The 14,017-nt window shown below is 41.4% G+C and carries 15 protein-coding genes; 13 read left to right on the plus strand and 2 right to left on the minus strand.

All coding sequences use genetic code 11. The features are described 5' to 3' along the window. Nucleotides 1-34 precede the first annotated feature (34 nt). Both pdxH and KO530_RS09300 read left to right on the plus strand, forming a co-directional pair. Nucleotides 35-700: a pyridoxamine 5'-phosphate oxidase gene (pdxH, locus tag KO530_RS09295; protein WP_216048141.1), complete on the plus strand. Its 666-nt coding sequence runs from the start codon at nucleotides 35-37 to the stop codon at nucleotides 698-700. A 16-nt stretch (nucleotides 701-716) separates the two neighbouring features. Beyond that, nucleotides 717-1,496, plus strand: a complete 780-nt coding sequence (locus KO530_RS09300; protein WP_216048142.1) for a TatD family hydrolase — start codon at nucleotides 717-719, stop codon at nucleotides 1,494-1,496. 29 nt (nucleotides 1,497-1,525) lie between these two features. On the opposite strand, the gene KO530_RS09305 is transcribed toward KO530_RS09300, so the two are convergent. Then, nucleotides 1,526-2,146: an AhpA/YtjB family protein gene (locus tag KO530_RS09305; protein ID WP_216048143.1), complete on the minus strand. Its 621-nt coding sequence runs from the start codon at nucleotides 2,144-2,146 to the stop codon at nucleotides 1,526-1,528. Between the two features lie 167 nt (nucleotides 2,147-2,313). Here KO530_RS09305 and serB point away from each other — a divergent pair, with 167 nt between their 5' ends. The 11 genes from serB (at nucleotide 2,314) to KO530_RS09360 (ending at nucleotide 11,756) form a co-directional block, all read left to right on the plus strand. Continuing rightward, nucleotides 2,314-3,318, plus strand: a complete 1,005-nt coding sequence (gene serB, locus KO530_RS09310; protein ID WP_216048144.1) for a phosphoserine phosphatase SerB — start codon at nucleotides 2,314-2,316, stop codon at nucleotides 3,316-3,318. A gap of 117 nt (nucleotides 3,319-3,435) precedes the next feature. Then, on the plus strand, nucleotides 3,436-4,200 hold the full coding sequence (gene trmJ, locus KO530_RS09315; RefSeq protein WP_252729075.1) for a tRNA (cytosine(32)/uridine(32)-2'-O)-methyltransferase TrmJ: 765 nt from the start codon (nucleotides 3,436-3,438) through the stop codon (nucleotides 4,198-4,200). Nucleotides 4,201-4,219: 19 nt separating this feature from the next. Next, the gene (cysE, locus tag KO530_RS09320; protein WP_216048145.1) at nucleotides 4,220-5,029 is read left to right on the plus strand and encodes a serine O-acetyltransferase; all 810 of its coding nucleotides are present in this window, start codon (nucleotides 4,220-4,222) and stop codon (nucleotides 5,027-5,029) included. Between the two features lie 106 nt (nucleotides 5,030-5,135). Beyond that, on the plus strand, nucleotides 5,136-5,624 hold the full coding sequence (gene iscR / locus KO530_RS09325; RefSeq protein ID WP_216048146.1) for a Fe-S cluster assembly transcriptional regulator IscR: 489 nt from the start codon (nucleotides 5,136-5,138) through the stop codon (nucleotides 5,622-5,624). A 12-nt stretch (nucleotides 5,625-5,636) separates the two neighbouring features. After that, the gene (locus KO530_RS09330) at nucleotides 5,637-6,860 is read left to right on the plus strand and encodes an IscS subfamily cysteine desulfurase (protein WP_252729077.1); all 1,224 of its coding nucleotides are present in this window, start codon (nucleotides 5,637-5,639) and stop codon (nucleotides 6,858-6,860) included. 59 nt (nucleotides 6,861-6,919) lie between these two features. Beyond that, nucleotides 6,920-7,306 carry a Fe-S cluster assembly scaffold IscU gene (gene iscU, locus KO530_RS09335; RefSeq protein WP_216048147.1) on the plus strand — a complete coding sequence of 129 codons (387 nt, stop codon included), beginning with the start codon at nucleotides 6,920-6,922 and terminating at the stop codon, nucleotides 7,304-7,306. Between the two features lie 24 nt (nucleotides 7,307-7,330). Next, nucleotides 7,331-7,654, plus strand: a complete 324-nt coding sequence (iscA, locus tag KO530_RS09340) for an iron-sulfur cluster assembly protein IscA (RefSeq protein WP_216048148.1) — start codon at nucleotides 7,331-7,333, stop codon at nucleotides 7,652-7,654. A 54-nt stretch (nucleotides 7,655-7,708) separates the two neighbouring features. Then, nucleotides 7,709-8,236, plus strand: coding sequence for a co-chaperone HscB (hscB, locus tag KO530_RS09345; RefSeq protein ID WP_216048149.1), 528 nt, complete (start codon nucleotides 7,709-7,711; stop codon nucleotides 8,234-8,236). A 45-nt stretch (nucleotides 8,237-8,281) separates the two neighbouring features. Beyond that, the gene (hscA, locus tag KO530_RS09350) at nucleotides 8,282-10,147 is read left to right on the plus strand and encodes a Fe-S protein assembly chaperone HscA (protein ID WP_216048150.1); all 1,866 of its coding nucleotides are present in this window, start codon (nucleotides 8,282-8,284) and stop codon (nucleotides 10,145-10,147) included. Between the two features lie 18 nt (nucleotides 10,148-10,165). Further along, the gene (gene fdx / locus KO530_RS09355; protein WP_216048151.1) at nucleotides 10,166-10,504 is read left to right on the plus strand and encodes an ISC system 2Fe-2S type ferredoxin; all 339 of its coding nucleotides are present in this window, start codon (nucleotides 10,166-10,168) and stop codon (nucleotides 10,502-10,504) included. A 436-nt stretch (nucleotides 10,505-10,940) separates the two neighbouring features. Then, entirely contained in the window at nucleotides 10,941-11,756 is an 816-nt protein-coding gene (locus KO530_RS09360) for a PEP-CTERM sorting domain-containing protein (protein ID WP_252729078.1), read from the plus strand. Between the two features lie 181 nt (nucleotides 11,757-11,937). On the opposite strand, the gene KO530_RS09365 is transcribed toward KO530_RS09360, so the two are convergent. Then, nucleotides 11,938-13,827, minus strand: coding sequence for a choice-of-anchor I family protein (locus KO530_RS09365; protein ID WP_216048152.1), 1,890 nt, complete (start codon nucleotides 13,825-13,827; stop codon nucleotides 11,938-11,940). Nucleotides 13,828-14,017 lie beyond the last annotated feature (190 nt).

The following is a 14,017-nucleotide window of genomic DNA, read 5'->3' on the forward strand; positions in this document are numbered from 1 at the left end:
TTGATTCGTAAACTAATTTGAAAAGGTGAATGAGATGGCGGATATTCATGGTCTCAGAAGAGATTATAATCTTGGTGAGTTACGTCAAGAAGATCTCGATTCAAACCCTATAACTCAGTTTAACCATTGGCTCAAGCTGGTAATTGATTCCGGCACTCCGGATCCAACGGCAATGACAGTTGCAACGGTTTCCGCAGATGGTCAGCCATCGCAACGTATTGTGTTGCTAAAAGATGTGGATGACAGAGGTTTTGTTTTTTATACCAACCTGGGGAGTCGAAAAGCAACTGAATTGGCCAACAATTCAAAAATATCGCTGCATTTCCCTTGGTATTTTATGGAACGACAAGTCAAAATTTGCGGCGTTGCACAACCTCTTTCCACTGCTGAGGTGGCAAAGTACTTTTTCTCTAGACCAAAAGAAAGTCAACTTGCAGCCTGGGCATCAAAACAAAGCCAACCTATCTCTACTCGTCAAATGCTAATGAGTAAATTTGATGAAGTGAAAAAGAAATTTTCGGCTGGAGAAATTCCAGTACCTAAATTTTGGGGCGGTTATCGAGTTGTTCCTCATGAAATCGAATTCTGGCAGGGCGGAGAACACCGTTTACATAATCGGTTTGTTTATACCTTAGACAACTCTAATAGTACTTCAGAGACTGATAGTCGAGATTGGCAGATCCAACGTTTAATGCCTTAAAGGAGCTTTGGCGGTAATGATTGATAGCCACTGCCATTTAGACTTTGAAGCCTTTGATGTCGACAGAATGGCGGTTCTGAACCGTTGTTTACAAGTTGGTGTAAATAAAATCCTTATCCCAGGTACGCTTGCGACTCGTTGGCAGTCACTTATTGAATTATGCAACAACACATCAATGCTAGAGTATGCGTTGGGTGTACATCCTTATTTTATTGAGCAAAGCGCCCAAGCCGATATCGATTCTCTTAACCTTTTCATCGAACAGCATCCAGAAGTGCGCGCCGTCGGGGAAATTGGTCTTGATTTTCATGACTCTGACCAACAAAATCAAACAAAACAACAAAGCTTCTTCACTGAACAACTCAATATCGCCAATCACTTTAAGCTACCGGCTATTATCCATCACCGCCGTTCTCATAATGCGATCATCCGCACTTTAAAACAGCAAAAATTCCAACAAGGTGGTGCAATACATGCGTTTTCTGGCAGTTATCAGGAAGCTCAAAGCTACTTGGACTTGGGATTCAAATTGGGATTTGGCGGCGTCATAACCTATCCTCGGGCGAGTAAGACTAGAGAGGTACTGAAAAAAATTCCGCTAAGCGCTGTTTTGTTGGAAACTGATGCCCCTGATATGCCCATTTGCGGCCGGCAGGGGAAACGCAATAGTCCTGAGTATTTGCCTGAAATAGCCCAGCACATTGCCACTATCAAAGGAGTAGGGGTAGAGCAGGTCATCAAACAAACATCGCTTAACAGCTGCGAACTTTTTGCGTTCAATGACGAAAAGAATTAGAGCTTTGGGTTTGCTGTTACAGCATTTTGTTATTTTCGGTTAGATTTCTCTACTTTCTCATAATGGCGAAAGCGTAATTTGTAGTAGGCCCTAGTAATCAGCAGCCCAACTAGACCAGCAAGCAACATCAAAACTAAAAGCTGTTTATAAATTTGGTTTTGATATTCTCGGTGAAATAGCATCACTTGCTGTTTATCGAGTAATAAACGCACGTAACCCAGCACGTTGTCATCTAAAACAACTTCTTCGACAAATACCAGAGGAAACTCATCTTCGAGTAAAAAGCTCGCCAATACGGATGCATTTTGCTCGTTGCTTTCAACTACCTCACCATTGCGGTTATAAACTGAAACACCGGCGACATGTTTGTCTTTGGATAGCAGGTTTATGTAACTTAGAATTTGTTCATTTTGCTTTTGTTGCAAATGAGGCGCAATTAAATCCGCTGTGAACTTGGCTAAACTGCGACCTAACTGGGTAGATTGATTGTTGTGCCAATTTTGTGATTGATCAGTATTTAATAACCAAATATTCACGCAAATAGCAGCGGCCACCACCAGTAAGGTGAGATTTGCCACTCGCTTAAAAATTGAGTAATTACTGGGGACTTTTTGGGCTGATTCAGCCAATCCGAATTTTGTTATATCCATGCCCAAGACAATAAGACAATTTGTCACGTTTGCCAATATGAGTTGTTGTTTTATTTACGAATTTAAGTGCACCTTGTTAATTGTTCTATGTCATAGGGATATCTTATTGCGTCACTTATTGATTTCGGTAGAATCCCTGTCCTAAATAATATTCCGGTGGGTTAATTGTGCTATCGACCAAATTATCAAAAGAAGAATGGCTATCTGCCAAGTATCTGACCAATCTTCATCATAAAAATGTGAATTTCACATTACCATGTGAGCTTCAATTTGAATTGGCTGAAACCAGTGAAGCAAGTTCTCAGCAATTGGTGCTATTTTCAGAAAGCTTGAATTTAGAAAAATTGTTTCAGGTTCAAACGGCATTGGCAGATGTGCTGAGTATTCAGGTATTTCAGCCTGGTTATGAAGGAAGCAATGGTTGCGCGTTTGAAGCAGAAGTTGAAATTAAACCTTCACCAGACTTAGCGGCTGTTATTGAATCTACAGCGGTTAGCTTCCAAGTAGATATTAGTCTTGTAAAACAGCGGCCTACGTTGGCAAAGTCAGGGTTATTAGTCATGGATATGGACAGCACTGTGATTGGTATTGAGTGTATCGATGAAATCGCAAAATTGGCTGGTGTGGGGACTCAGGTCTCAGAAGTAACCGAATTAGCCATGCAAGGTAAGCTTGATTTTGCTCAGAGCCTTAATAGCCGAGTGGCGTGTTTAAAAGGAGCTGATGAGTTAATTCTGAAACAAGTTCGTGATGCTATTCCGATCAACCCTGGGATCAGTCGTTTATTAGCAAAGTTAAAAAAAGCGAACTGGAAATTAGCGATAGCGTCAGGCGGTTTTACCTTCTTTGCAGATTATCTTGCTGAACGCTTAGGCTTAGATTATGCCATTTCCAATCAACTAGAGATTGTAGAGGGTAAACTGACTGGAAAAGTTCTAGGTGACATTATCGGTGCACAAAGTAAAGCCGACACCCTCAATTTATTGGCTGAGCGTTATCAAATCGATGCGTCTCAAACCATTGCTCTAGGAGATGGAGCCAATGATTTGGTTATGATGAAGCAAGCGGCACTGGGAGTGGCTTATCATGCTAAACCCGTTGTTCGCCAACAAGCTGACGCTGCCCTTAGGTTTTGCGCGGCAGATGGTCTGCTCGCCTTATTGAAGAGTTAGTCTTATCAAAAAAGTAATCTGTCATTGTGTTAAAATCATAGGCTGTATAGAACTTGCTTTAGTGCGTTTATTAAATCAGTTCGTTTATTAAATCGTGATTAACAAAAGAAAATAATTATGTCTAACTCTGTAAATACTGGTTCTAATCTCGACAGCTCTGTGCTTGCAAAAGTACGTGTAGTATTAGTGAATACCTCGCATACAGGCAACATTGGTTCAACCGCTAGAGCGATGAAAACCATGGGTTTGAGTCAATTAGTATTAGTAGACCCTATCGATAAGCCGGATGGTAAAGCGAGCGCACTCGCCGCGGGGGCGGGAGATGTGTTAGCAAATGCAAAAATTGTCTCAACCTTAGAAGAGGCGGTGAAAGATTGCGGTTTAGTTGTGGGAACCAGTGCCCGCTCACGGACATTGTCATGGCCGATGCTTGAGCCAAGAGGGTGTGGAGAAAAATTGATTAGTGAGGTAGAAAAGTACCCAGTAGCCTTGGTCTTTGGACGTGAAAACAATGGTTTAAGTAATGAAGAATTACAGCAATGTCATTTCCATGTGTGTATACCAGCGAATCCAGAGTACAGCTCACTTAATTTAGCAGCCGCGGTTCAAACTTTGTGTTACGAAATTAGGATGGCCTATTTAAACAAATCACGTATCGAAGATGAGCCGAATGAATACCCATTGGCCGATGATTTAGAGCGTTTTTATAGTCATTTGGAACAAACCCTATCAAAAACGAATTTCATCATTCCGCAACATCCCGGTATGGTGATGACCAAATTAAGACGTCTATTCAATCGCGCCCGTCCTGAAACCCAAGAACTGAATATATTAAGAGGTATTTTGGCGTCAGTGGATAAGTCGATTAAAGCCAAAGATTAGGATTTTCCAAAGTAATAATATGTTTGAGCGAATAAAAGAAGATATCCAAAGTGTATTTCATCGAGATCCTGCTGCTCGTACTACTTTTGAGGTACTGACTAATTATCCAGGTTTGCATGCTATTTGGTTACATCGTGTTGCTCATAAACTTTGGAAATCTAATTGGCTCTGGCTTGCCCGCAGCATTTCCACCTTTTCACGTTGGATGACCGGTATTGAAATACACCCAGGTGCAACACTAGGTCGACGTTTTTTTATCGATCATGGCATGGGCGTAGTGATTGGAGAAACGGCTGAGATTGGTAACGATGTGACACTTTATCACGGTGTGACTCTAGGCGGCACAAGTTGGAACGGTGGCAAGCGTCATCCTACTTTAGAAGACAATGTAGTCGTTGGCGCTGGAGCCAAAGTGCTTGGTCCTATCACTATGCATAAAGGTGCAAAAGTTGGATCAAATTCTGTCGTGGTTAAGGATGTACCCGAAAATGCCACTGTTATTGGTATTCCGGGCAGAATAGTCGTTCAAAAACAGCAAAAAGATCAGGATAAACATCAGCGGCGTGATAAAATCGCGCGCAAATACGGTTTTGATGCCTATGCAGTAGCCCCAGATAATCCCGATCCGGTAGCGAACGCCATTGGTGTAATGTTAGATCATGTACATTTGATTGACACTAAAGTGGAAGAAATGTGTAAAGAAATTAATAAAATGGGCGGGAAAGTGTGCGGAGATTCTTTGCCTTCTATTAATTTGGATAACTTCCAAGACTCTGATCTTGTTGATGATTATCAAAAAGCCAAAGACGCGTTTGACCCATCAATCTGACAATTACAACTCCTTGGTAATACTTGACTAATTTACTAGGTCTAATACTTGACTAAATTAGTCGGGTATGTGAGAATTCATGGTATCTTGTTAACTGGTATTTTCTATGAAACTTACTTCCAAAGGCCGATATGCTGTAACTGCAATGCTAGACGTTGCATTACATTCCCGTAGAGGGCCGGTCTCGTTAGCCGATATTTCGGAGCGTCAGGAAATTTCATTGTCTTATTTAGAACAATTGTTCTCACGTTTAAGAAAAGAAAATCTTGTACAGAGTGTTCGTGGTCCAGGTGGCGGTTATAAGTTAGGCCGTGTACCTGAAGAAATCGCAGTAGGCGAAGTTATACGTGCGGTAGACGAGTCAGTCGATGCAACACGATGCCAAGGCAATTCTGATTGCCAAGGTGGAGAGAGATGTCTTACTCATAGCCTCTGGCATGATTTGAGTGAACGAATTAGTCAATTCCTGAACAATATTACGTTAGGTGAACTAATGGCCAAACAAGACGTAAAAACTGTAGCAGGAAGACAAGACAGAACTAAACAACTTAATACTGTTGTTGCAAATGAAATTGAAATTAGCTTGCAACTATAAGTGGAGCCTAAAATGAGCAATATTAATTTACCTATCTATTTGGATTATTCGGCAACCACTCCGGTTGATCCCCGTGTAGCCCAAAAAATGATGGAATGTTTAACCCTAGAAGGCAATTTCGGTAATCCGGCTTCTCGTTCCCATAAATTTGGATGGATCGCTGAAGAAGCCATTGACCTTGCCAGAAATCAAATTGCTGATTTGGTAAATGCTGATCCACGAGAAATCGTGTTTACTTCGGGTGCAACAGAGTCCAATAATTTAGCAATTAAGGGGGCTGCTCACTTTTATAGTAAGAAAGGTAAGCACATTATTACCCTGAAAACTGAACATAAAGCGGTACTTGATACTTGTCGTCAATTAGAGCGAGAAGGGTTTGAAGTAACTTATATGGATCCAAAACCAAACGGTTTATTGGATTTAGAAGAATTTAAAACGAATTTACGTCCAGATACTGTGCTCGTTAGTATCATGCACGTAAATAATGAAATCGGTGTGATTCAGGATATTCAACAAATTGGTGAAATTTGTAGAGACAACAAAACCTTGTTTCATGTTGATGCGGCGCAAAGTGCCGGTAAAATTGAAATAGATTTACAGGCCTTGAAAGTCGATTTAATGTCTTTCTCTGCGCACAAAATATATGGTCCAAAAGGCATAGGTGCCCTGTATGTTCGTCGTAAGCCGCGGGTAAGAATTGAAGCCCAAATGCACGGTGGCGGACATGAAAGAGGCATGCGTTCAGGCACGTTGGCAACTCACCAAATCGTTGGTATGGGTGAAGCGTTCCGTATTGCTAAAGAAGAAATGGCTGAAGAAAATGCGCGAATTTTAAAACTTCGCGACCGTCTCTGGAATGGCCTAAAAGACATCGAAGAAGTCTATCTAAATGGCGATCTTGATCAGCGTATAACAGGTAACTTAAATGTGAGTTTTGCCTATGTTGAAGGTGAGTCATTAATTATGGCACTCAAAGACATGGCAGTATCTTCAGGTTCAGCTTGTACTTCAGCAAGTTTGGAGCCGTCTTATGTGCTCAGAGCTTTAGGACTAAATGATGAATTAGCTCACAGCTCGATTCGATTCAGTATTGGTAGATTTACCACTGAAGAAGAAATCGATCATGTTGTTAGTGTGGTGCAAAATGCAATCGACAAACTACGTGAAATGTCACCGCTTTGGGATATGTTTAAAGACGGTGTAGATCTGACTAAAGTTGAATGGGTTCACCACTAATAGGTGAATCGATCAAATTGGAATTAACGCGAGAAATCGTAATTTAAGAGGTAAGTAACATGGCTTACAGTGAAAAAGTAATCGATCATTACGAAAATCCACGCAACGTTGGTGGATTTGATAAAAACGACCCAACTATCGCCACTGGAATGGTAGGAGCGCCTGCTTGTGGTGATGTGATGAAACTACAACTTAAAGTTGGTGAAAACGGTTTAATCGAAGACGCCAAATTTAAAACATATGGTTGCGGATCTGCCATCGCATCAAGTTCGTTGGTAACAGAGTGGGTTAAGGGTAAGACGCTTGATGAAGCTGTAACAATTAAAAATACAGACATCGCTGAAGAGCTTGCATTGCCACCTGTAAAAATCCACTGTTCAATTTTAGCGGAAGATGCAATCAAAGCCGCTGTGGAAGATTACAAGTCTAAGCATTCTAAAGCTTAATAAAGAAAGTGATAGGAGCCAGTTTTGGGAATTAAAGTGTCAGACGCCGCTGCAAAGCGGGCTAGAACATTTCTAGAAGGCCGTGGAAAAGGAGTAGGTTTACGCCTTGGCGTGAAAACTACTGGTTGTTCCGGTTTAGCTTATGTTTTGGAGTTTGTCGACGAACTAAACGCTGATGATGAAGTATTTGAAGACAATGGTGTAAAAATTATCATTGACGCGAAAAGCTTGGTTTATCTTGACGGTACAGAACTAGACTTCGCTAAAGAAGGGTTAAATGAAGGATTTTTATTCAATAACCCGAATGCGAACGGCGAGTGTGGTTGCGGCGAAAGCTTTAATGTTTAAAGCTTTTGTTGGCAACTGTTGTACTATTCATTTGATTGAAAGAAAAACAAAGTTATGAACTTCTTCGCGCTTTTTGGGCTTCCAGAAACATATCAGATAGATAACGCCAAATTGGCCAATGTTTATCAATCGCTGGCTAAAGTGACCCATCCAGATAAATTTTCTAACGCTGGTGGTCAAGAAAAACTCATGGCTGTGCAAAAAAACGCACAGATTAATGACGGCTATCAAATTCTCAAAAATCCGCTTTCTCGCGCTGAACATATGTTGGAGCTAAGAGGTATTTCGCTGCAACATGAAACGCAGACAATGCAAGATCCGGTCTTTTTAATGCAGCAAATGGAATGGCGAGAACAGTTATCCGAGATAGAGAGTGCTGCGGAACCTGAGCAGGTTCTAACAACACTGGATGAAGATGTCGCGATACATACAAAACAACACTTTGAAGCGTTGCAAGAATTACTCGAAAAACAAACCGAAGAAGCAAATAATCTAGCTGCAGCTGAAGTCAGAAAATTGAAGTTTTTGAATAAGTTACATAAAGAAATTGAACTGAAAGAAGATGCATTGTTTGACGATTAGCGCGACTGCGATTCACTAAAATTAAAAAGCGAGTTAGAACCAATTATGGCATTACTGCAAATTGCTGAGCCGGGTCAGACGGCTGCACCACATCAACGTAAACTAGCCGTTGGCATTGATCTAGGTACTACCAACTCTTTAGTCGCTACAGTACGAAGTGGATCTCCCGAAACATTGCCAGACCACCTTGGTCAACATATTTTACCTTCAGTTGTTCAGTATGCTAACGACGGAATTGTTGTCGGTGAGCAGGCAAAACAATCGGCAAATTTAGATCCGGCCAACACGATAGTATCAATCAAACGTTTGATGGGAAGAAGTCTGGAAGATATCCAGAGTCAGTACCCGAACTTACCTTATGAATTTGTCTCAAATGATGGGCAAATCTCCATTCAAGTACCAGGTGCTGTGGTTAACCCCATCCAAGTTTCAGCTGAGATCTTGAGCAATCTAAAAGCCCGTGCTGAAGACTCCTTAGGAGATGAGCTCACTGGGGCTGTGGTTACTGTACCAGCCTATTTTGATGATGCTCAACGCCAAGGCACAAAGGATGCGGCGCAATTGGCCGGATTACACGTTTTACGTCTGTTGAATGAACCCACTGCAGCGGCAATAGCTTACGGTTTAGATTCTGGACAAGAAGGTGTCATAGCTATTTATGATCTAGGTGGTGGCACCTTTGATATTTCCATTTTGCGTTTGTCAAAAGGTGTATTTGAAGTATTAGCTACCGGTGGGGATACCGCGCTAGGTGGAGATGATTTTGACCAGTTGTTATTTGAACATATTTGTGAAAAAGCAAATTTAACGGGCAAAATCTCTAAAGGTTTAAGACGTCGTTTACTTGATGACGCTAAACAAGCTAAAGAAGCACTCAGTAACGATTCTGCGGTGGACATTGAGTTCAAAGATGACAACGGCGAAACACATCAAGTGGTGATTAGCTGTATGACTTTCGAGTCGTTGATTGAACCACTAATTAAAAAATCTTTACGGGCGTGTAGACGAGCTGTCAAAGATGCAGAAATTGGAATCGATGAAGTACTGCAAGTCGTGATGGTGGGGGGCTCTACTCGAGTGCCTTCGGTTCGACATAAGGTGGGAGAATTTTTTGGTAAAACGCCATTAACCTCCATCGATCCAGACAAAGTGGTTGCCATAGGTGCGGCCATTCAAGCTGATATATTAGCCGGCAACAAACCTGACAGTGAAATGTTGCTACTGGACGTATTGCCCTTATCCTTGGGAATTGAAACCATGGGTGGGTTGACCGAAAAAATTGTCGCGCGAAATACCACTATCCCTGTGGCCAAGGCGCAAGAATTTACCACCTTCAAAGACGGTCAAACCGCGATGATGGTGCATGTGCTGCAAGGGGAGCGAGAGCTGGTTAAAGATTGTCGCTCGTTAGCTAAATTCAATTTAACAGGTATTCCACCAATGACGGCTGGGGCGGCACATATTCGTGTCACTTTTCAGGTTGATGCGGATGGTCTACTAAATGTCACCGCTATGGAAAAGTCCACTGGTGTGAAAGCCGAGATTCAGGTTAAACCTTCTTATGGTCTCAAAGACGAAGAAGTGGCCGACATGCTCAAAGCCTCAATGCAATATGCTAAAGAGGATATGCAAGCTAGAATGCTTAAAGAGCAACAAGTGGAAGCCACACGAGTAGCAGAGACGTTGAATAGTGCACTTCAAAAAGACGGTGATGAGCTGCTCAGCGCGGAAGAAAAAGCGGCTATTGATGATGCTATGTCTACCATGTTAAAGCTGGCTCAAAGCGAAGATATAGATGCCATTAAACAGGCGATCGAAAAAGTCGACAACATTAGCCAAGCATTTGCTGCAAGACGAATGGATAAATCAATCAATCAGGCACTTACCGGCCACTCAGTTAACGAAATTTAGGTTTTAAGGAGCGCGATAATGCCACAGATTATATTTTTACCCCACGCAGAGTTGTGTCCAGATGGCGCAGTTTTGGAAGGAGAGCAGGGTACTTCAGTGTTAGATTTAGCATTGAAAAATGGTATCGGAATTGAACATGCATGCGAGAAAGTATGTGCCTGTACTACCTGTCACGTGCTTATTCGCGAAGGTAGTGACTCTTTAGGCGAAGCTGATGAGCTTGAAGAAGACATGTTAGACAAAGCCTGGGGACTCGAACCAGAATCCCGCCTCGGCTGTCAGGCGATTATTCAAGATGAAGATTTAGTCGTAGAAATTCCTAAATACACCGTCAATCAAGTAAGCGAAGGACACTAGCCTTTTGGGTTAGGCTGGGCCTGTAAAAAGCCCGGACTGTTGAATTAACTTAGAGCTACTATTTTTTAATAGTGGCTCTTTTTTTACTCTAAATTAACCGTGATTTCTTAGGCCATAACTCTCCTCTACAATCAAGTGCAGCTGAATGGAAACGATCTATGTGGCTAGAGAATTTTTCTGTACGAAGTACAGATTGATTAGGTGTCTATCTTATAGGTGCGCGTAACATAGTTTAGTCAATTATAAAGTACCTTTGTCAGTGTCAATTTATTTTACGTGGTTGTAAAGATGTAACCTTATACTTTATCTAAGTTATTGTTTTAAATATTTAATTTAAATCGGCATTCTTTTTGCTTAAGTTTCGACAGGTGTTTGTTTTTCACTTGAATGGATACCTTCCAAGCTCAATAAATCGGTAGTAAATAGGAAAGCTCAAATGAATAATAGATTTTTGAAAGGTTTAGTTGCTGGTTCAGCTTTGGCAGTTAGCGGGTTGGTTAATGCTGGGGTGATACTGACCGTAGATAATGCAAACGATACGTTGGTTAGTATTGATACTGATAGTTTTGTAGTATCAACCATCGGTGCATTAGGAACAAATGTTTTTTTTGGTGGTATGGCTTACGACTTTTCAAGTGATACAGTTTATATGGTAGGTGGAAGAAACAACAATAATCTATACACTGTCAATCAAACTTCTGGTGCTGCGACATTAATTGGAAGTCACGGCATAAGCGATTTATTTGCAATTGCTTTTGATACTACTACCAATACTTTGTTTGGTACTCAATTTTCAAACGGTTCAGGTTTGTTTTCACTAAATACGAGTAATGGCTCGGCAACAACTATTAATGCTGCAATGGGCATTGGTATTGGTGGCTTGACATATAATCACGTAACAGATGATTTGGTTGGGATGAATGATGGAGCCGGTGATATATATTCGATAGATAGAACAAATGGTTCTCAAAGCTTAATTCATAATGGCGCTTTTGTTAATGATAGTGGGTTTACTTTCGATGCAGATAAAAACCTCTATTGGGATATTGATTTTAGTGGAAATCTTTATTCGTATGACATTGCAAACAACTTTGCTCGAACTACACATTTGACTGGACTGGGTAGCTTTGATGGTGCTGTTTATTTGAACGAAGTGACGCAAGAACAGCCAAATGATATCCCTGAGCCAACAACGCTAGCCATTTTAGCTTTAGGCTTAATGGGATTAGCTTCTCGTAAATTTAGAAAGTAAGCTAAACTTTTCCATTCACGTTTACTGAAAACACTGATCGTAATGGTCGGTGTTTTTTCGTTTATACATGTTCAGAAAAAGTTAAAAGCCGCTATGTAACTTCAACATAGCGGCTCTAATTTGTTTCAATCATCCCGGTAAATCCGGGGTTTTTTATGGGTATTGCTCTATCTATTGAGAACTATTCGATTTCAGTAACCTGATAAATCGTCACCGTACCACTTACTTCGTTACCGATAATGAGTAGGGCATTGCCGTTAGGGCTTTGTCCTGCAGATACGAACTTGATACTTTCTGGACCTAGGTCACCTGAGTCAGCCACTTCTGCACAATCCATCCCTTCATTTTCATCACACGGATTTTCTAAATCGTCATCTAATTCGAAGTCGGTATCGAAATTGCGGTTGTTGTTGTGCGCAACAAACGCAACATTAAAAGGGTTTGTGACATCATATGTGAACAAATCACCGGAACGCTCTAAACCGATAAACGCGTAGGTACGACCATTAATTTCGCCAACTGCAATAGCCTCAGGCTCGCCGCCTTTATCATCAGAACGGTTATCACCTTTATTTTCGGTGTGCGCGCTGTTGAAATCGTTACCTAAGATTGCAGCGGATATCTTTTCGAAGTCATCACCGGAGTCAAAGACTTGATTAATGCTTTGATCCCAAATTGAGAAAGAGCGAGAACCGTAAGCATAAAGTGCTTCATACACGCCGTCTTGGTCCGCATCACCTAACGCAGTGGTTACTTTGAGGCGGCCTAAACCATCATCAGCACCACTAACGTCGTAGATTGCTTGTAACTCATCAGAAAGCTGCATATTCAGCTCATCTGGGTCAATGATATCTTCGACACGAACTTCTTCGCTATATGCGTCCCAATCTTTGGAGTCACCTTCGTTAGCCGATAAAATAAAAGTCGCGCCATTCCATTGGTATGTGGCAATCGTGTCTGGTTGATACATTCCGAATAAGCCAGGTACATTGCTAAAGCTTGGGATTTCATCTTTATTAGTGAAGTCTAATTCATACGTTCCCCAATCTTTGAAACCTAAGCCTTTAACTTCAATAGTCATATCATCCAAATCAATAATACCAATGGCATTGGCTTCTTGTAGTGAAACATAGGCCTTCTTACCATCAGCACTCATTGCAATATACTCAGGTTCTAAATCTTGCGCTACGCTAGTGCCATCTGGTCCTGCAAATTTGACACCTGTAGATGCGAGCAATGCTCTGCGCTCTTCATCTGTATCATAATCTTCGTCATCTAAAGTATCGTTGGAGAACACCATGTCGGTAGTCAAGTTTATGGTTTGAGCTAAATCGGCCGGAACCATGTCTGTTATCGATACAACGGAAATACTACCTTCTGGGTCAACATCGTAATCGCTATCAGGCTCACCTTCATTGGCAATCAGGGCCAAACTGCCATCTTCACTGAACGTTACCATGTCGGGTAGAGCACCGGTTAGAACTGCTTTTAAGAAGGTTCCTTGACCTAAGGCATCTAATGAATAGAACAATACTGCGCCATTATCTGTTTTCGTTTCTCCCTCTACAGCAAGGGCCAGCAAATCGCCGTTTATAGCAATTGAATTAGCCACACCTAGTGCCACGGTTTGATCAATACCGTCTGCATCTTTTACGCTAACACTACTTGGGAAAGTGAACGCTTGTGAAGTCAAGCTAGTATCTATTATTGGATTGCCAACTGCAGCCGTTGGTATATTGCTTAAGGAAATAACCTCTACTTGGTTTAGAGCGGCATTAATCGCAAATGCAGATTGTGATGTTGCATGGAACTGGACAATTTCGGCGGCACTTTTACCGTATATCTCGACGCCACCTGCAGAGAATCTGCCAACCACTTCAATCGCTAACTCGCGAGGTAAACTCTGACCATCAACTCCATTTGTACCGTCAGTGCCATCTGTCCCTGCGATACCTTGTGCACCTGTTGCGCCATCTTGACCATCGTCACCATCAAGAGTACATCCACCTAATGCAGTTACCACTGCTAGGGCAACTAGACCTAATTTTAATTTTTTTAGCTGATCTTTCATTATTGTTCCGTTATCGATATGTGATTGAAATCAGCCGGTTACATTAAGAGTTGGAAATTAAATATTTGCTACATTTGTATGAAGTAATTGTGACGATTAATCGTTTAGCTGACTTTTAATGGCAAATTCGAGTGGGATTATTGGTGTTTCTTTCAGCACTGTTGATCTTTTGTTACAGCTTAAATAAAAA

The organism is Aliiglaciecola lipolytica, from assembly GCF_018860635.1.
GTDB lineage: Bacteria > Pseudomonadota > Gammaproteobacteria > Enterobacterales > Alteromonadaceae > Aliiglaciecola > Aliiglaciecola lipolytica_A.